Origin of the sequence: Pseudomonas sp. AB6 (assembly GCF_034314105.1) — a bacterium.
Lineage (GTDB): Bacteria > Pseudomonadota > Gammaproteobacteria > Pseudomonadales > Pseudomonadaceae > Aquipseudomonas.
In genome coordinates this window covers 3,356,254-3,374,995 of record NZ_JAVIWJ010000001.1, presented here as the reverse complement: position 1 = coordinate 3,374,995, position 18,742 = coordinate 3,356,254, and the positions used below count along the sequence as shown (strand labels likewise).

Here is an 18,742-nt window from a genome sequence, read left to right as displayed (position 1 = left end):
CATGAACACTCTTGATCCGCGGGTTTGCTATGCCGCCTTCGTCGCCCGAGACCGCCGCTTTGATGGTTGGTTTTTCATGGGGGTAACTTCGACGGGCATCTATTGCCGTCCCATATGCCCAGCGCGAGCGCCTCATGCCAAAAACTGCAGCTTCTACTCCAGCGCGGCCGCGGCAGAACATGCGGGCTATCGTCCGTGCTTGCGCTGCCGCCCGGAACTCGCGCCCGGTCATAGAGTGCTCGACCTCTCCACTGGATTGGCGCAAGCCGCCGCACGATTGATTGAAGAAGGTTTCCTTAGCGGCAAAAACCTTTCAGCACTGGCCGGCCGTGTGGGTATTACAACCCGACACCTGCGTCGGATTTTTGAAGCTGAGTTCGGTGTGTCGATGACCGCGTACACGCGCACCCAGCGTTTGTTAATTGCCAAGCGGCTGCTGACGGATACTCAGATGTCAGTGACTGAAGTGGCGTTAGCCGCAGGTTTTGGCAGCGTCAGACGTTTCAATGCGTTATTTCAGTCGCAATACGGGTTGAGTCCGTTACGGCTGAGAAAGATGAGTCGTGCGCCGGATTCACACGTGATGAAATTTGAGCTGTCCTATCGGCCTCCGTTTGCCTGGCGTGGGGTGCTCGACTTTCTTGCTCATCGTCAGATTCGTGGTGTCGAGCAGGTAGGTGAAGACCGCTACACGCGGATCATCGCGTTTGAGCACGCGGGACGGCCACTAATGGGATGGATCAGTATTGAGCATGCGCCGTTGCGGCATAGTTTGTTGGTGACTGCTTCGGCGTCTTTGCAATATGGGATTGCGCCGCTTCTGGGGCGTGTGCGCCGTATATTCGATACCGATTGTCGGCCCGATCTTATCGACGCTCACCTAGGTGCGTTGGCGGCGGATCTGCCGGGTATGCGCGTTCCGGGTGCAGTCGACGGATTTGAAATTGCGGTGCGCGCGATTGTCGGGCAGCAAATATCGGTGGCGAACGCCCGAGTGGTATTGGGTCGAATCGCCGAGCGGTTCGGCGCAAAAGTGCCGGATGCGCCGTTTGGTCTGTTCAGTGCATTCCCAGCGGCAGGCGACATTGCTCAACTGTCGGCCGAGGATTTGATCGCCACCGGGCTGATTCGTATCCGCGCTGAGGCCATCATTGCTGTCGCACAGGCAGTGGCGTCCGGTCGAATAATCCTCGAACCACTGGTTCCGCTGGAAGAAACACTGACTGCATTGCGCGCTATACGCGGCGTCGGCGAGTGGACCGTGCAATATATCGCCATGCGCGCGCTCGGTTGGCCCAACGCGTTCCCGGAAGGGGATGCGGTACTGAAAAAACACTTGGGCTATTCAGCGGCGGCACTCTTGAATGAACACGCCAGTCAGTGGGCACCGTGGCGCGCTTATGCCACCGTGCACCTGTGGCGACAACACGAGGCAGCGAAATCATGAGTCAGGGCTATATAGCAGCGAGTCCGCTCGGCGATATCGCCCTGCGTGTGGAAGATGACGCATTGACCGGAGTTTTTTTCGTGGGTCAAAAATACTATCCCGATTTGGTATTCACGCCTGACGAGCTCTCAGTTCCAAAGGTCGTAAGCTTGGCGCGCGAGCAACTGGATGAGTTTTTCAAAGGCGAACGGCGGGTGTTCAATTTACCGCTGGTAATGCGCGGCACGCCGTTCCAACGCCTGGTCTGGCAGCAACTGTCGTTGATTCCGTATGGCGAGATTGTGTCTTACGGCACCCTGGCAAAGAGCATGGGGTTGAGCAGCGGACATTCGCGAGCAGTAGGCACTGCCAATGGCCGAAATCCGATATCGATCATTATTCCCTGCCACCGGGTCATCGGAGGCGGCGGTGGCCTTACAGGCTACGCGGGCGGGGTTGATCGCAAACAGGCGTTGCTGTCACTGGAAAACATGAGCGGCAGGCTCGTCGGATTTGAGTTCGAGCTGGTCAGTTCGAACGAGTAGCTAACTAGCTGTGTTTGAACAAGGCGTTAAAGGCCTTGGCGCGGCGGGTGACTTCTTGGGTGCTGTCAGCTCCGAATAAACCGTGAACCACGGCCAGTAAATCGGCGCCATGCTCCACCAGAGGCGCAGCATTTTCCAGCGTGATGCCGCCAATCACTGCAATCGGCAAGTGAATGCGAGCACGCGCCTGATCCAACAAATCGAGATCGGCGACCGGCGCACCCGGCTTGGTATTTGAGTTGAAAAAGCGTCCAAATGCGACATAGCTCGCACCATCGGCCTTGGCTTGAGCGGCCAGTTCCAGTTGGCCATGGCACGTCGCGCCGATGATCGCTTTATGCCGCAGCAGTGCGCGAGCCGTGTGCAGCGAGCCATCGGTCTGCCCAAGGTGCACGCCGACGCCGAGACGCGCCGCCAATTCTGCGTCGTCGTTAATAATCAATTGAGTCTTATAGCGTTCGCACAGACGCAGAAGCGTATCCGCTTCACGCAGGCGGCGAGTTTCGTCACCGCTTTTGTCACGGTATTGCAGCAGGGTTACGCCACCCTCGAGAGCGGCTTCGACGTAAGACAAAAACTTGCCAGCCAACAGTTGGCTATCAGTAACGGCATACAAGCCACGTAATTTCATTGTTGTAGCTTCATCGGGCGGGCCCCAAAACGTCGTATCACGAGCAAAAATCCAGTGGTAAACGGCGCGGAACAAATTGCCCTTTACCCAACTGTTCAGCGTCTCGCAGCGTACGCCACGTGTAGTTGAGCGCCGATTGCACCGCACTGATCAAATTTTCCCCCAGTGCCAAGCGTCCAGCCAGAGCGCTGGCCAACGTGCAGCCAGAGCCGTGATAACTGCCAGGCAAACGCTGGCAGGTAAACGTAAGCGTCCGGCCACCACGAATGTACAAGCGATTGTGAATAAGGTCTTCGTCACCGTGGCCGCCGGTAATCAGCAAATGCTTGCAGAACGGCAGCAGCTTTTCAGCGCATTCGTCCGCAGTACCTTCGGGCAGCTCGGCGAGGATGCGTGCTTCGGGCAGATTAGGGGTTGCAATGGTTGCCAATGGCAGAAGACGCTCTCGCATGGCATAACCGACTTCATCCTTGCCCAAGCGACCCCCACCACCAGCCCGCAGAACCGGATCGCACACCAACGGCAGATGCGGATGAACTTCCAGCAGGCCAACGACAGTGTCGACCATTTCCAGCGAACCGAGCATGCCCAACTTGACCGCGGCCACCGTGGAGTCGTTAAGCACTGCATTGGCTTGCGCCAATACCCAATCCCGGTCCAGCACCCGGAAATCGGTCACGTTAACGGTGTCTTGTACGGTCAGGGCGGTGATTGCCGGTGCAGCGTGGCAGCCTTGAGCGAGAAGGGCTTCAATATCGGCCTGCATGCCGGCGCCGCCACTAGGGTCGTGGCCGGAGAGACAAAGGACAACGGGGCGGGAGCTATAGATAGTCATGGTGCGCGAGCTTACCACCAAACTTTTCTGCGGCCGCTCGCGGGCGTAGGATTTTTTTTGTTTGCGCAAACGGTAATATCGGGCTTGTTAGCTTGGCTGCGTCATTTAATAGACGCATAAACTGCTGTAATGCCCGTTCTAGAGCCTTCTTTCCATTTAAAAGTGTGGTGTCGACTTACGTTTCGCCGTTATGCTCGCAGCTTCTGACGAACGGTATACGCCAGTTTCAGCTTCGAATGACGGGATGCTGACTTGTTGATGAAACATGCTGACACATTATAAAGTTAGTCTCACACCGTGCGGACTCATTTCCATATCAACAACAGGATCTGTGGGCTGACGTTGTCTCAAAGGGAAAAGAGGCTTTGCGACCAGTCGGACGGGCCACTCTGGGGCTGTATGCGCTATTTGCTGATTATGCTGGTTGCTTGGTTGCCGTTGCTGGCCGATGCCGTCGAGTTCGACGAAAACACTCGCAACTTGCCCCTAGGGCGAGCAGTTCAGGTGTTTGAAGATGTTACGGGTGAGGCGACGATTGAAGAGGTAAGCGACCCGGCCCTGCAGGTTCGGTTTCGTGATCAAAATGCAGACGCGCTTAACGCGGGTTACTCGCGCTCGGCTTATTGGTTGAAAGTCGAACTGCAATTTCGCCCGAAACAATTAGATGCTCGGCCGGATTGGTTATTAGAAATGGCCTATCCCCCGATGGATCACGTCGATCTATACACTGCCGATGCCTCAGGGCGCTTTCGATTGGCGTGGCAGACCGGGGACATGTTGCCCTTCTCCAGCCGTCAGATTAAGCAGAACAACTTCCTTTTCGACCTGAACTTGCCTCCCGATGAGGTTAAGACGCTTTACGTGCGGGTCGCCGGGCATGGTTCAATTCAGGCTCCGCTTGCGCTTTGGTCGAGCCACGCCTACATCGAAGCGCAGCCAGCGCGCATTTATGTGCTCGGGCTGATCTACGGTATGTTGATGGGGATGTTGGTTTACAACCTGTTTATCTACGTCGGTGTACGCGATACCAGCTACCTGTATTACATCCTCTATATTTCGTCATTTGGTCTATATCAGATCTCGGTAAATGGCGCTGGCATTGAGTTTTTCTGGCCAGAAAATCCATGGTGGGCTAATGCTTCCACCCCGTTTCTGGTGGGTTCGGCAGTATTTTTTGCCAGTCAGTTTTCTCGACACTTCCTCCAGACACCCTCGCTTAACCGCTGGCTTGATCGTTCGCTGCTGCTGCTCATGGCCTTTGCGGCTGCGGTCATGGTCTTGTCGATAACCGTGGATTACGGTGTCGCGCTGCGACTGGCAACCGGTTTGGTATTGCTGTTCACATTGGTGATCGTCGCCACGGGGATTACCGCCAAGATTCGTGGGCTGCGCGTGGCACGGTATTACATCGTTGCTTGGTCGCTATTCCTGACAGGCGGGCTAATTAACGCGTTCATGCTGATGGGTTATCTACCTAACAACTTTTTCACCATGTATTCCAGCCAGATAGGTTCAGTATTGGAAGTGGCGCTGCTGTCGCTGGCGCTGGCTGATCGCATCAATATGATGCGCGAGCAGCAGGCGCAGATTGTGTTAGAAGCCGGTCAAAACCTTGAGCGCGTGAATCAACAGTTGGCAACCAGTAACCGGCTAAAGGATGAGTTTCTGGCCACATTGACCCATGAATTGCGCACACCCATGAACGGTGTGATTGGCTCATTGGAGTTGATGCAGATGCTACCGATGGACAGCGAACTCAGCCTCTACCAACAAACCGCCGCCGATTCTGCTCAGGACATGATGGGCATGGTCAATGGTATTTTGACCCTTACCCAATTGCAGGCGGGCAAGTTGTATGCAGTCAATGAGCCGTTCAGCCTGCGTCGGTTGATGGCGGATCTACGTAGGCAATACGTCGGTGCGGCTCAGGTCAAGCATTTGAGTTTTGTCATCGAGCTGGATGATTCGCTTCCCGACAGCCTGCTGGGCGACGTGAGCAAATTGCAACAGTGCATGGGTTGCTTGTTGGATAACGCGATTAAATTCACCAAGGCTGGCAGCGTGATTTTGAAAATTACCGGGAAGTCCGATAATCAGCAAAGATACTCTGTACGGATTGACGTGATCGACAGTGGAATAGGCTTTAGTCGTTTGGACGAAGCCGCGCTATATCAGACGTTTTTCCAGGTGGACAGCTCAATGACCCGCGAATATGGCGGATTGGGTATTGGCCTCGCTATCTGTCGACAACTGATTGAATTAGTGGGCGGAACGTTGAGCCACCAATCCGAGCCTGGACGGGGCAGTTGCTTCACTCTGCGCCTCGAACTGTGCCGTTCCGAGGTTGAATCGCAGCGTTGCACGTCGGTGATTCACACGATCTGACCGGCGATTTGGCGTGCTGGAGAGACACCGTTGGAGCGAGTTTTCATATGGTTTTAAGGTGAAAACACCGGTATCTAAGTCCGATATGGCGCTTTGTAAAGCCTTGTCGCGCGTGATTCACTTCTTTTTACGGGCGTGCCCTTTCGGCGCGTTCGAGACAGGAGCGGCCCATGAACCTGCACCAGTTCGCCGAAACCCATGAAGTGACTAATCAGCCTCCTTCATTGGACGGCGTTAACCTGTACCGCATTGATTTACCTTTGCAGGAATGGTCTCTGCGTTTTGGGGCTGGCTGGGCGCAGTCGCGAATTGACGCCTACGGCTCCCTCGCTGGCGGCCCGTTGATGATTGCCGGTTTTCTGGCCAATGAAAACAAACCGGTGTTTGTCAGTCACGACCGTTACGGGCATCGGATTGATCTTGTCGAGTTCCACCCTGCTTACCACGAACTGATGCGTGCCGCCGTTGAACATGGGTTGCCGTCGCTCCCCTGGACCGATCCGCAACCCGGCGCCCATGTTGCGCGTGCGGCGATGAGCTACTTGCACAGCCAAGCCGAAGCGGGAAGCGGTTGCCCGTTAACCATGACCTTTGCCAGTGTGCCGGCGATGAAAATCCAGCCTGATCTGGCCAACATTTGGCTGCCGAAAATTCTGGCCACTGAATATGACCCGCGCAATGTAGGTATTGGCCATAAAGCGGGTGCGACCATCGGCATGGCAATGACCGAAAAACAGGGTGGCACCGATGTGCGCGCCAATACCACCAAGGCCTATCCGGTGAGTACCGTTGGACCGGGACAAGCTTATGAGTTGGTCGGACATAAATGGTTTTGCTCTGCTCCGATGTGTGATGCATTTCTGACGTTGGCGCAAACCGAAAAAGGCCTGTCCTGTTTTCTATTGCCGCGCCATCGGCCGGACGACAGCCGTAATGAGTTCTATATTCAACGCCTCAAAAACAAACTGGGAAACTGCTCGAACGCGTCTAGTGAGGTTGAGTTTCGCGGCGCACTGGCCTGGATGATCGGCGAAGAAGGCCGTGGCGTACCGACGATTATTGAGATGGTCGCCATGACCCGTTTTGATTGCATGGTTGGCTCCAGCGCCTTGATGCGTCAGGCCTTGACCCAGGCTGCTCATCATTGTGCGCATCGTAGTGTCGGTGGCCGAATGCTAAGCGAACAACCGCTGATGCAAAACGTACTGGCCGATTTGGCGTTGGAGAGCGAGGCAGCACTCGCACTGACCCTGCGCATGGGCCGAGCGCTGGATCATCTGCAAGATTCGCAGGAAGGCCGCTTCGCTCGGTTGGTCACGGCGGTGGGCAAGTATTGGATCTGCAAGCGCGCTCCCGCGATGATCAACGAGGCGGCTGAATGCATGGGAGGCGCCGGTTACGTCGAAGACAGTATTTTGCCGCGTCTGTACCGTGAGGCCCCGGTGAACTCGACGTGGGAAGGTTCCGGCAACGTGCAATGCCTTGACGTGTTGCGCGCGCTGTCGAAAGAGCCGGGCGTACTGGACGCGTTGTTCGACGAATTGGGCGACGGTCATGGCGACCGGCGATTGGCTGGCCACATCGATCAGCTGAAAAACGCGTTCAAGGACACCACTGACATTCAATATCGCGCGCGGCAGCTGACCGAAGACATCGCCTTAGCCCTGCAAGCAAAACTGCTGCTTCAAGCCGGTAACGCCAGCGTCAGTGACGGCTTCATCAGCAGCCGATTGAGTTCGGCAGGCCGGGTGTATGGTGCACTTCCCAGAGGCGTTGACGTCACTGCGCTGGTAGCCAGGTCGTCGCCGCAAGTGGAGTGATGGCTGCGGTCTTTGACGCCTTTTGTGGGAGCCAACTGGCTGGCGGAGAGTTTGACACCGTATGTCTGACGCAACGTTTCGCCAACAAGTTGGCTCCCGCAGGGAGATGCAGGCAAGATACAAGCCTGCAAGATCAGACAGGATGTGTAACGTGACCGAAGCTTTTATTGTCGTTGAAACTGCCGAGCAAGCTGTAGACCGCCTCGCTGTGTTGCATGAACGCGCTACCAGCGCATTGAGCCAAGCGCTCAAGCGGTATCTCAAAGACCGTGTGGAACCGACGGCGGCAGAGCGTGAACTGTTTCGCTACCCAGAGTTGCGCCTTGTTTATTCGTGCCAGGGTGAAGTGCCGTTGACGACTCGGGCCTATGCCAAAGTTCAACTGCCTGGCACTTACAGCGTCACCGTTACCCATCCGTCGTCGTTTCGCGCCTATTTGCTTGAGCAACTGGTGCCCTTGATGAACGACTTTACCGTCACGGTAACGGTGGGTGTCAGCGAGCAAAACATTCCTTACCCTTATGTGGTCGAACAGGGCGACGAATTGGCCGGTTCCGGCGTTACCGCCGCTGCGCTGGCCCGGGTTTTTCCGAGCACCGACCTGTCGGCCGCCACTGATGGCATAGCTGATGGCTTGTACGACTGGGCTAACACCGACCCTCTGCCTTTAGCGCTGTTCGACGCGGCGCGGGTGGATTTTTCTCTGCGCCGTCTGGTGCATTACACCGGAAGCGACTGGCGCCATGTGCAGCCTTGGATTTTGCTGACCAACTATCACCGTTATGTTGACCAGTTCATCGCTCATGGTCTGGAGCAACTGCGAGACAACCCACGTTTTCTGCGCATGGTTTTGCCGGGCAACGTAGTTGTCGACAAAAACATGAACCATGATGAGGCACAGGCGGTGGTTGCCGGTGTGGTATGGCATCGCTATCAGATGCCGGCGTATCACTTGATCGCCTCTGACGGTCACGGTGTAACACTGGTAAACATTGGTGTCGGGCCGTCCAACGCCAAAAATATCACCGATCACTTGGCGGTACTGCGTCCGCATTGCTGGCTGATGATCGGTCACTGCGGCGGCCTGCGCCAATCGCAGACCATTGGTGATTACGTGCTGGCCCACGCCTATATGCGCCGCGATGGCATTCTCGACCGGGTCGTGCCGCCGAACATTCCAATTCCGGCATTGGCTGAAGTACAGCTCGCGTTGCAGGAAGCGGCTGCACAAGTCACTGGCGAGCGCGGCGATGACCTCAAAAAGCGCCTTCGCACTGGCACGGTCTTGACGTACGACGACCGAAACTGGGAATTGCGTTGGGCCCAGGAGCGTCCGCTGATCAACTTGTCCCGCGCAGTCGCTGTGGACATGGAAAGCGGCACCATTGCTGCTCAAGGTTATCGCCTGCGGGTGCCCTACGGCACGTTGCTTTGTGTGTCGGATAAACCGCTGCACAGCGAAATTAAGCTGCCCGGCTCGGCCAACGCTTTCTACGAACGTGCAGTCAGTCAGCATTTGAAAATTGGCATCGCGGCGGTTGACCTGTTACGCACGCAGCTTAACTCGCTGCACTCACGCAAACTGCGCAGCTTCGATGAGCCGCCGTTCCGTTAATTGAGCGGCTCGGTTAGGTATTTACTGAAAGGGCCACTAAAGTGGCCCTTTCTGTTTTCGAATTCTGAACTGTCATGCCACGCATTCAACGTCCTGCGTCTCGCCATACCACTAGCCCGCCAAGCAATACGCGTCGCGTTGCCAAAGCCCCGCCTGCCGAACCCAAGTTGATTCTGTTCAACAAGCCGTTCGATGTGCTGACGCAATTTAGCGACGCAGACGGAAGACCAACGCTCAAAAATTTCATTGATATTCCCGGCATCTATCCAGCGGGGCGTCTGGACCGTGATAGCGAAGGTTTATTGCTGCTAACCAATGACGGTCAATTGCAGGCCAGAATTGCCGATCCTAAACACAAATTGGCCAAAACCTATTGGGTTCAGGTTGACGGTGAACCGACGCAAGAGCAATTGCAACGTCTGCGCGATGGCGTTGAACTTAACGATGGCCCGACGTTGCCAGCACAGGTGCGTCAGTTGGCCGAACCGCAACTCTGGCCGCGCACTCCGCCGGTACGGTTTCGCCAGCACCTGCCGACCAGTTGGTTAGAGTTGATCATTAAGGAAGGCCGCAACCGCCAAGTTCGACGTATGACTGCTGCTGTGGGGTTGCCGACTTTGCGTCTGGTGCGGGTACGGATTGGTGACTGGACGATCGAAGGGCTGGATCAGGGGCAGTGGCGAGAAGTGCCTGCGAAGCTTTAAATAAATTCGCTTCAACAGGGGTAGTAAATCCTTCAATGTCTTTAGCGGAATTACGCTTCAATAAACGCAATCACAACACTTTTGATCACAAACGCGAGAATTCCCAATCCTAGTACGAAGAACAGGATCATGGTGCCAAACTTGCCGGCTTTGGATTTTTTAGCCAAGTCCCAAACGATAAAACCCATGAAACCGACGAGGATAGTGACCAGAATTGTCATCATCCACTCTTCAAATACTGCGGGGTCCACGTTCATCAATCTCTCCATCCAGTCGGCGATGCGCCACGATTATACGCAACGTCCGAGGTACTGCGCTTGCACTTAAGGTCGCAGGTGCGTCAACGGTAATTCGGTGCTAGCGAGTACTTGATTCAGGACAAAACTTGATCGGACGCTGGTGACGCCTTCAATGCGGGTCAAATGGCCCAGTAGCAATTTCTGATAATGGTCCATGTCGGGCACTACTACCTTGAGTTGATAATCGGCATCCATCCCTGTGACCAAGCTGCACTCCAGCACCTGTGGCAGGCCGCGAATCTGTTGCTCAAAGTGCTCGAAGCGCTCCGGGGTGTGACGGTCCATGCCTATCAGCACATAGGCAGTCAGGCTCAAGCCTAGTTTTTTACGGTCTAGCAAAGCGACCTGACGGGAGATATAGCCATCATCTTCCAGCTGCTTTACCCGTCGAGAGCAGGGGGAGGGTGACAAGCCTATGCGCTCAGCCAGCTCTTGATTGGAAATGCGCGCGTCCCGTTGAAGTTCCGCCAAAATACTTAGGTCATATCTATCGAGCTTGCTCACTGTTCGCACCTTTACAAGATCTATTGCGCGATATTATGGATATGAAGTAAAAAATTGCGCAAGTTATGTTTTTGAAGGCGATATTCGCAATCCGCTGCTGGTGGCTCGGGCCTATTCTTATTAACAGAATCACTGCCCGGATATAGCGTCCAGCGCGGCTCTCCGAATCAGGTTAGCTGCGGCCGCCAACCCTACAAGGTTGTCAGGCCACCGGGCTACACACCGTTTAGAAGACGGCGTGAGGTGAGCCAATGCCATAAGCGTTGAGCACGGACCCATTCCGAAAGGGAGCCATCAGGCTCCCTTTTAATTGTGCGCGCCGTTCCACTAAAAGCGCCCGCATGCTGTCCAATGGACTGTTAGAGTGCTGCCCCATGGAGCATCCACAAGGCAGTTTTATTAATGGGCATTTGCACCACTGTGAGGAAAGCATGAAATCGTGCATCTGGCATTTAGCAGGTGTTGTTTTGATGTGTTTGGGTACTAGCACTCCGGCGCTGGCAGAGAGTCCGAATGATGGTCAAGGTGATAATCATGAGCATTCCGCTGGCCGTCCTCAGAGTGGCCAGCAGCATCAGCAAGAGCAACAACAACATCAGCAGGTGCAGCAACAGCAACAGCAGATGCAGCAACAGCAACATCAAGTGCAGCAACAGCAACAACAGCACCAAGAGCACCAAGAGCAGTTGCAGCATCAGCAACAAGACCAGCAACGTCAGCAGCAGGTGCAACAGCAACAGCGCCAGCAACAAGACCAGCAACGTCAGCAGCAGGTGCAACAGCAACAGCGCCAGCAGCAGGATCAGCAACGCCAGCAGCAGGTGCAACAGCAACAGCGCCAGCAGCAGGATCAGCAACGTCAGCAGCAGGTACAACAGCAACAGCGCCAGCAGCAACGTCAGCCTGAGCCGGTACGTTTGCCAATCCAGGGTCGTCCCGAAGAAGCGCGCCAATCTCAGTCCTCTCGCCGTGGGGACTTCCAGGACCATCGTGAGAGCAACTCAAATGAACACTGGCAGGGCGGCGGATCTCCTCCGCGGCTCGGTGGTGGCGACGGTCGTCCGGGCAATGATCATTGGCATGGTCGGCCGGACGGACATGGTGATGGCTGGGGCCCAGGCCCGCAGTATCGCCCAGGTTATGTGATCAATAGGATGCCAGATGACCATTCACGGATTGGCTGGCACGGTCAGGACTACTTCTATTCCGGCGGCTACTGGTATCGCCCGCAAGGCCCACGCTACGTGATTGTTGAGCCCCCACGGGGCGTTCGTGTCCACGACTTGCCGTCGTATTCGCAGGAAGTCTGGCTGGGCAGTACGCTTTTTTTCGTTGCGGCAGGCACTTATTACTTGTACCAACCTGACACTCAAGACTATGTGGTTTCCGAGCCGCCACAAAATGTTGAGCCAATCTACACCCCGGACGCTCAACCGCCACGAGAGGCGTCTACGTACAGCTATGACCCGGTCGCTTACCCGGTCAACGGTCAGAGCCAGGAGCAGCAACAGCAAGATATGTATGACTGCCACCTGTTTGGCGTCAACCAGAGCGGCTTTGATCCGCAAGTTGCGACCTATGCACCCTCGCCTCAGGTCGTTGATGTTTACCGACGAGCAATGGCAGGCTGTTTGGCAGGACGTGGCTATAGCGTCAACTAGCTGTAGCGTGAACAAACCAGCTGTTAAATGACGGCTGGTTGTAGTAAGACGTCTCGAGGGTCGGCGTGTACCAGTACTTCCGCTTTTGGGTACTCGCCCTCGATAGCATCGGCCACGTGATCACATAAAGTGTGAGCAACCGACAGCGTCAAATGCCCCGGTAGTTCCAGATGCAACTGAACGAACCAGTGGTTGCCTGATATCCGTGTGCGCAAATCATGCGCTCCGAGTACACCAGGCACACCGCGCGCCAAGCTCAGCATGTGCAGGCTAATCTCTGGCGGCAGTTCTTCATCCATTAGCACGGAAACAGTTTCCCGCGCGATCTGGACCGAACTCCAAAGGATGTACACCGCAATCGCCAAACCAAAATACGCGTCCAGTTGCTGGAAGCCGACTAACGCGAGGATCAGCGCGACCAAAATACTGGCGTTGAGTAACAGATCGGATCGGTAATGCAGCGAGTCGGCGCGAATAGCGGTCGAGCCGGTTTCGCGAATGACTTTGTGCTGCAGCATCAACAGCGCCACGGTGAGCGCAATCGACAACACCATCACCGCGATGCCCAACCCCGGCGCGCCCAATGGGCTCGGGTGCAACATGCGCTCAATGGCCTGATATGCAATCAATACCGCACTTACGCCGATAAACAACGACTGCGCGATGCCAGACAGCGCCTCAGCTTTGCCATGCCCATAACGGTGATCATCATCGGCGGGACGCAGTGCGTAATGCACCGCGAGCAAGTTAAGGAACGACGCGGCACCGTCCAGCGCCGAGTCGGTCAAGCCTGCAAGCAGACTGACCGAACCGCTAAACCACCAGGCTATACCTTTGGCAACGATCAAAATGGCGGCCACCGCCAGCGACGCTCGTGTTGCCAGACGCAACAGGCGTTCGTGTTCTGTGCTGACGGTCATAACGGTTTCCATAATCAGGCGGCGGGCTTCAAGCCAAGCATGGCCAGTTGTTGCGCGCTGCCTCGGTGCTGGATCAGGCGGGGATCATCGAGCGGCAGGCTGCGGCCTAGTTCGGTTTCGAGGATGGCCTGCAACTTGCTGTTATCGACAGTACCGTCAGCCTTGATCGCCGGGCGCAGTTTTTCCGGATTGATCTGAGCAGTCTTGCCAGCGGGGAGGTAAATCGCGCCCGTGGTGAAGTCCACCGCAAACGCGATTATTCCAGGAATGATGTAGAACAACAGGCCGATGGCGTCGAGACCGATAATCAAGGGGTCGACCTTACCGTCAATCTGCCCGCGACGATCAGGGTAAAAAATACTGCCGCAAGCGGTCATTTGAGTCAGCAGTGCGGCGACCAAGACGCCGCCGATGAAACGGGAGGGTATGCGCATGAGGATCTCCTGAAAGAAAGGCGCAACTATACAAGGCAAATGCTTCGTAGCTAAGACTATTGGTGTGGTGCTTCGTGCGATTGGGTGATGGGGGTGTGGCTGTATCAGCGGCAGTCATCGGCCTTTAGAGCAACGATGGCAACGCAGTGTGCCAACTGCTTTCTTTACCTATTAGATCATTCGACAGGCTGCGTGGGCTCGGGTGCTGCTTCCATTTTCCCCAGTCGGACAGCGTGTCAGGCACTCTGTCGTGACTCTTGAGCCAAGCATGCACGGATGGATCAATCCATTTGATGACTTTCGAAATGTCCCGATGCAGCCCAAAAAGTGGCCGCCACAAAAGAGGTTCGTGATGGAAGCAGCGGGTGCGCAAATCTCGCCCTTTATTCAAGCGAGTTCGAATGGTGTCAGGCTGACGCATGCTCTTCGGGCAAGAATAGGACACACTCATCAGTGGCTTTGACGGGCCTATAACGTTCACCGCTATACTCCCCGGCCTGCCCCGGAGCCGCCATGATTTCCCTGCCCATTGATGCTGTCCTCCCCGCCCTGCGCGAAGCTTTGTCTATACGCCATGAAGCGGTACTCGAAGCGCCGCCCGGGGCCGGTAAAACCACTCGTGTGCCGTTGGCATTGCTGAACGAGCCGTGGCTCGCCGGGCAAACCATTTTGATGCTTGAGCCGCGTCGGTTGGCGGCGCGGGCGGCGGCTGAGCGGTTGGCGAGTGAGTTGGGCGAGAAGGTCGGGGAAACCGTCGGTTATCGTATCCGCTTGGAAAGCAGAGTCGGCCCGACTACCCGGATTGAAGTGGTCACCGAAGGCATTCTCACTCGTCGCTTGCAGGACGACCCGGCGCTGGAAGGTGTGGGTCTGTTGATTTTCGATGAATTCCACGAGCGCAGTCTCGATGCCGACTTGGCCTTGGCGCTTAGCCTCAATGGTCGCGGATTATTTCGAGATGAGCAGCCGCTGAAGATCCTGTTAATGTCCGCCACGCTGGAAGGCGAACGCTTGTCCAGCCTGCTCGACGACGCGCCGGTGATTCGCAGCGATGGGCGTATGTTTCCGGTGGCTATGAACTGGGGGCGTGCGTTTCAGCCTGGTGAGTTCATCGAGCCACGGGTGGTGCAGGCCGTGCTGGATGCCCTCGGAAATGAGTCTGGCAGCGTTCTGGTGTTTCTGCCGGGGCAAGCCGAGATTCGTCGGGTTAACCAACAGTTGGCCGAAGCCTTGGGTGAGCGTCACGACATCATGCTCTGCCCGCTGCACGGCGAGCTGGACCTGAATGCCCAGCGTGCGGCCATCGAGCCTGCGCCAAGGGGTGTGCGCAAAGTGGTGCTGGCGACCAACATCGCCGAGACCAGTTTGACCATCGATGGTGTGCGAGTGGTGATTGATGCCGGGTTGGCGCGAGTGCCGCGCTTTGATCCCGGCAGCGGCATGACCCGCCTCGATACTCAGCGTATCTCACGCGCCAGTGCCACCCAGCGTGCCGGTCGGGCCGGGCGACTGGAACCGGGTGTGTGTTATCGGCTGTGGTCTGAGGCCCAGCATGATCAATTGGCGGCGTATGGCACGGCGGAAATTCTGCAGGCGGATTTGGCCGGACTCGCGCTGCAACTGTCGCGCTGGGGTGTGACCCCGGCTCAATTGGTGTGGCTTGATCTGCCGCCTGCCGCCGCGTATTCCCAAGCCCAGGATTTGCTCGGTCGGTTAGGTGGCCTGAGCCAGAAACCGGGCGAAGACTGGAAACTTACAAGCCACGGTCAAGCCATGGCCGAACTTCCGGCACATCCCCGGATTGCGCATTTGGTGTTGCGCGGTCAGGCGCTGGGCCTTGGTGAGCTGGCGTGTGACGTGGCGGCGTTGTTAGGCGAACGCGATATTTTGCGTGGCGCTGGCGCCGATCTGCACAGTCGTCTGACCTTGTTAGCGGGTACTGAGCGCGCAGCCCGAGGCGCGCAAGGCGGCGTGCAGCGTGCGAAGCAACTGTCGCGGCAATACCAAGGTCTCCTACAAAAACAGCGTGGCGTGACCAGCACCTTGGTCAATGATCCTGATCACCCACGCTGGCCCGGTGCGCTGCTGGCGTTTGCTTACCCCGATCGCGTTGCGCAACAGCGGCGTGCTGGTGGGGCGGAGTACCGACTGGCCAACGGCCGTGCAGCGCTGTTCTCCGAAGCCGATGCCTTGATGAAGCAACCGTGGCTGGTGGTCGCTGATTTGGGCAGTCGCCAAGGGCAGCGGGAAGAGCGCATCTACATGGCCGCCGAGTTTGACCCGGCGCTGTTTGATTCGGTATTGGCCGAGCAAGTCGCGGCGGTCGATCATCTTGAGTGGGACGAGCGTGAAGGCGTGTTTCGTGCTGAGCGTCAACGCAAGGTTGGCGAGTTGATACTCAGTCGTGAACCGCTTACCGGTCTGGATGAGTCTGCACGCAGCCAAGCGTTGTTGGCCTTGGTCCGGCGCAAGGGTTTGGAACTGTTGCCCTGGACACCCGAACTGCGCCAGTGGCAGGCGCGGGTCGCGTTGTTACGTCAACTTGATCTGGAAAAACAGCCCGACAGCGAATGGCCCGACGTGCGTGATGCGGCATTGCTGGCGAGTCTGGAAACCTGGTTGATGCCTTATTTAGGCAAAGTGTCGCGGCTTGCTCATTTTGGCACTCTGGACCTGTCGTCGATTCTGCATAACGTCTTGCCGTGGCCATTGCCGCAACGTTTGGACGAACTGGCGCCGCACCATTTGAGCGTGCCGTCAGGGTCATCAGTGCGCTTGGATTACAGTGAGCACCCGCCGATTTTGGCCGTGCGTCTGCAAGAATTGTTCGGTTTGGCCGACACCCCGCGCATTGCCGGTGGCCGGCAGATCATCAAACTGCACCTGCTGTCCCCGGCCCGCCGCCCGGTGCAAGTGACGCAAGATCTGGCGAACTTCTGGCGCAGTACCTATGCCGAGGTGAAGAAGGATTTAAAAGGGCGTTATCCGAAACATTACTGGCCGGATGATCCACTGGTAGCGGAGCCGACAGCGCGGATAAAGCCGCGCAAGTAAAGATAATGACACTTATCTGTAGGAGGGATCAGGGCAACACCGGCAACAAGAACCTGGCAATCACGGGCAAGTGATTCGAAATCAACAACGTGTCTTCTCCTCTCACTTGCGCCTCAACCCTTTTAATTCGCGGGCTGTAGAAGAAGTAATCGACAGTCCTGTCCGGTCCATCGATCCGTGGGTCGTTGGGGAAATGGGTCAGCCACTGCCTGCGATCTATACCGCCGGATTCGGCATTGGTGGGGATCATCGGGTATTTGTCCCACAACTCATGCAACTCGCTGTCTTGCGAATATTCACCGCGCATTGCCGGTGCCAGCCGTTGGTACTGGCCCAGTGGCAATAAATTGAAATCACCGCCGATCAACCACGGCGTGCCTCGACTCTCAAGGGTATCGAGCCATTGACTGACGGCCTGCACTTGGCGCTGCAAGGTGTCATCGTTTGCTCGAGGAGCATCCAGGTGCGTATTGATCACTGCTATTTGCCCGCCGTCACGCAATGGCAGATAACTCACCAGCAAGGCGCGTTTGGGTTGGAACTGGCGATAAATGAAGTTGCCGGCGGGGCGCGGCAATTGGATGCGCTCGGCGTGTGCGATTTCATAACGAGACAAGGTGGCGAGTTTCATTCCGACGCTGCCGAAAATATGCCGGTTAGGGACGAAATCGGCCTTCCAGTCGAACGCTTCTGAACTGCATGGGTATAAATCAGCAACCCGTTCCTGAAGCAGCGCCAGTTGGTTGTCATAGTCGGTATTCTTGGCGCCGTCGTTTACCTCTTGCAGCAAAACGATGTCTGGCTGTTCGTCGCGGACTACCCGGGCGACTTCATCGAGGTTGTAGGCGATGTCTTCCGGTGTTGGCCGTTCGTCTGTACCGCTACCGTCGGCCATGTCATACCAGAACACATAGCGTTTACCGGCTAAGTATTGGATGTTCCACGTCATGACTTTCAGCGCCTGGCCGGGCACCAACACCGGAGCGCTGCCTTTACAGATAGGCGTCACGGTCTCCTTGGCGGAAGGATGCCAAGCCAAGCTATAGATCAAGGAACCCAACAGCCCAATCGCTATCAGGCCAATTACGGTGTAGCGCAATAATCGGGTCATCGGCTCGACTTAGAACGCAGAGCGTTCAATGACTGAATCGCGTTGCAAGATGCGCCCGAGCATAACCGCTTGGCCGCCAAAGGGGCAGGGCGCTAAAGGGTCAGGCCTTTTGCCGGTGGCTCGTTGATCAGCATGAACAGGCGAAAAATCACGACGCTGGTAAACAGCTGCAAGAAACTGCTCACGCTGTCGATCAGTAACGAAACCGGTGCGCTCTGCGGCTCAGGCAAGATGAATAAGCTGATCCCTTCAAGCACCGACAGCGGAATATAGACGCACAAAACACAGGCCAAAATCCGTAGAAAATGGCCTTGGGTCATCTTGATGCTTTCACGCATGGCGGCCAGCGGTGTTATGCCGCGCAGCACCAGCAGGTATTCGGAAAACGCCAGTTTGACCATGACCCATATGCCTGGAACGATGAACATCGATAACCCAAACATGATCAGCAAGGTACTCAACGCCGACAGCACCGCGAACGTCGGCCAAAGGCGCAGGGCCATCGCCATCAAGTCGCGTTTGCGCGGTTGTTCGCTACGGCTGCGGGCGTCGAGAAACAGGATCAGTGCGCCAGTGTACAGCGGGTAAAAAAGCAGCCCGATCAGTAACTCGTAAACCTGCGAAGCGTTGGACGCCATTGCGTTACTTAGTGCCTGTTTGCTCAATGCTTCAAGCACCACCAGTGGCAGGCACAGCATGACGATGCTGCTCAGATTGCGCCGGAAAAAATATAACGAGTCTTGTAGAACGGTCAGCGGGTTCATCATTTAGATCGCAAGATAAAAGCGGTCCGACACT

16 protein-coding genes and 1 pseudogene are annotated in these 18,742 nt (G+C 56.3%); 8 read left to right on the top strand and 9 right to left on the bottom strand.

Going from position 1 to position 18,742, the window contains the following annotated elements:
• Position 1 precedes the first annotated feature (1 nt).
• Together RGW60_RS15935 and RGW60_RS15930 are read left to right on the top strand one after the other, a co-directional pair.
• Positions 2-1,447, top strand: coding sequence for a DNA-3-methyladenine glycosylase 2 family protein (locus RGW60_RS15935; protein ID WP_322205501.1), 1,446 nt, complete (start codon positions 2-4; stop codon positions 1,445-1,447).
• Positions 1,444-1,971 (top strand): methylated-DNA--[protein]-cysteine S-methyltransferase, encoded by a 528-nt coding sequence (locus RGW60_RS15930; RefSeq protein ID WP_322205500.1) that lies wholly within the window; start codon positions 1,444-1,446, stop codon positions 1,969-1,971. Before RGW60_RS15935 ends, RGW60_RS15930 begins: the two co-directional genes overlap by 4 nt.
• Positions 1,972-1,975: 4 nt before the next feature.
• Here RGW60_RS15930 and thiE read toward each other — a convergent pair whose 3' ends face one another.
• Both thiE and RGW60_RS15920 read right to left on the bottom strand, forming a co-directional pair.
• The gene (thiE, locus tag RGW60_RS15925) at positions 1,976-2,602 is read right to left on the bottom strand and encodes a thiamine phosphate synthase (RefSeq protein WP_322205499.1); all 627 of its coding nucleotides are present in this window, start codon (positions 2,600-2,602) and stop codon (positions 1,976-1,978) included.
• Positions 2,603-2,639: 37 nt separating this feature from the next.
• A complete protein-coding gene (locus tag RGW60_RS15920; protein ID WP_322205498.1) occupies positions 2,640-3,437 on the bottom strand; it encodes a hydroxymethylpyrimidine/phosphomethylpyrimidine kinase in 798 nt (265 codons plus the stop codon).
• 399 nt (positions 3,438-3,836) lie between these two features.
• On the opposite strand from RGW60_RS15920, the pseudogene RGW60_RS15915 reads away from it, so the two are divergent.
• The 4 genes and pseudogenes from RGW60_RS15915 to RGW60_RS15900 form a co-directional block, all read left to right on the top strand.
• A pseudogene (locus RGW60_RS15915) lies at positions 3,837-5,765 on the top strand (7TM diverse intracellular signaling domain-containing protein); the annotation flags it as partial.
• A 227-nt stretch (positions 5,766-5,992) separates the two neighbouring features.
• Positions 5,993-7,642, top strand: coding sequence for an acyl-CoA dehydrogenase family protein (locus RGW60_RS15910; RefSeq protein ID WP_322205497.1), 1,650 nt, complete (start codon positions 5,993-5,995; stop codon positions 7,640-7,642).
• 142 nt (positions 7,643-7,784) lie between these two features.
• Positions 7,785-9,257, top strand: a complete 1,473-nt coding sequence (gene amn, locus RGW60_RS15905; RefSeq protein ID WP_322205496.1) for an AMP nucleosidase — start codon at positions 7,785-7,787, stop codon at positions 9,255-9,257.
• A gap of 74 nt (positions 9,258-9,331) precedes the next feature.
• Positions 9,332-9,961, top strand: coding sequence for a pseudouridine synthase (locus RGW60_RS15900; protein WP_322205495.1), 630 nt, complete (start codon positions 9,332-9,334; stop codon positions 9,959-9,961).
• A 50-nt stretch (positions 9,962-10,011) separates the two neighbouring features.
• Here the strand turns inward: RGW60_RS15900 and RGW60_RS15895 are convergent, their stop codons facing one another.
• The 3 genes from RGW60_RS15895 to RGW60_RS15885 all read right to left on the bottom strand — a co-directional run bounded on the left by RGW60_RS15895 (position 10,012) and on the right by RGW60_RS15885 (position 11,717).
• Positions 10,012-10,212 (bottom strand): DUF2788 domain-containing protein, encoded by a 201-nt coding sequence (locus tag RGW60_RS15895; RefSeq protein WP_322206946.1) that lies wholly within the window; start codon positions 10,210-10,212, stop codon positions 10,012-10,014.
• 72 nt (positions 10,213-10,284) lie between these two features.
• Positions 10,285-10,764: an Lrp/AsnC family transcriptional regulator gene (locus RGW60_RS15890; RefSeq protein ID WP_322205494.1), complete on the bottom strand. Its 480-nt coding sequence runs from the start codon at positions 10,762-10,764 to the stop codon at positions 10,285-10,287.
• Positions 10,765-11,216: 452 nt separating this feature from the next.
• On the bottom strand, positions 11,217-11,717 hold the full coding sequence (locus tag RGW60_RS15885) for a hypothetical protein (protein ID WP_322205493.1): 501 nt from the start codon (positions 11,715-11,717) through the stop codon (positions 11,217-11,219).
• On the opposite strand from RGW60_RS15885, the gene RGW60_RS15880 reads away from it, so the two are divergent.
• Positions 11,682-12,425 (top strand): DUF6515 family protein, encoded by a 744-nt coding sequence (locus RGW60_RS15880; RefSeq protein ID WP_322205492.1) that lies wholly within the window; start codon positions 11,682-11,684, stop codon positions 12,423-12,425. The two genes, RGW60_RS15885 and RGW60_RS15880, sit on opposite strands and share 36 nt — an antisense overlap.
• Before the next feature lie 23 nt (positions 12,426-12,448).
• Here RGW60_RS15880 and RGW60_RS15875 read toward each other — a convergent pair whose 3' ends face one another.
• Together RGW60_RS15875 and RGW60_RS15870 are read right to left on the bottom strand one after the other, a co-directional pair.
• Positions 12,449-13,345: a cation diffusion facilitator family transporter gene (locus RGW60_RS15875; RefSeq protein WP_322205491.1), complete on the bottom strand. Its 897-nt coding sequence runs from the start codon at positions 13,343-13,345 to the stop codon at positions 12,449-12,451.
• A gap of 14 nt (positions 13,346-13,359) precedes the next feature.
• Positions 13,360-13,779, bottom strand: coding sequence for a polyribonucleotide nucleotidyltransferase (locus tag RGW60_RS15870; protein WP_322205489.1), 420 nt, complete (start codon positions 13,777-13,779; stop codon positions 13,360-13,362).
• 513 nt (positions 13,780-14,292) lie between these two features.
• Here RGW60_RS15870 and hrpB point away from each other — a divergent pair.
• Positions 14,293-16,833 (top strand): ATP-dependent helicase HrpB, encoded by a 2,541-nt coding sequence (gene hrpB, locus RGW60_RS15865; RefSeq protein ID WP_322205487.1) that lies wholly within the window; start codon positions 14,293-14,295, stop codon positions 16,831-16,833.
• Positions 16,834-16,861: 28 nt separating this feature from the next.
• Here the strand turns inward: hrpB and RGW60_RS15860 are convergent, their stop codons facing one another.
• Together RGW60_RS15860 and RGW60_RS15855 are read right to left on the bottom strand one after the other, a co-directional pair.
• A complete protein-coding gene (locus RGW60_RS15860; protein ID WP_322205486.1) occupies positions 16,862-17,944 on the bottom strand; it encodes an endonuclease/exonuclease/phosphatase family protein in 1,083 nt (360 codons plus the stop codon).
• Between the two features lie 92 nt (positions 17,945-18,036).
• On the bottom strand, positions 18,037-18,708 hold the full coding sequence (locus tag RGW60_RS15855) for a YciC family protein (protein ID WP_322206945.1): 672 nt from the start codon (positions 18,706-18,708) through the stop codon (positions 18,037-18,039).
• Positions 18,709-18,742 lie beyond the last annotated feature (34 nt).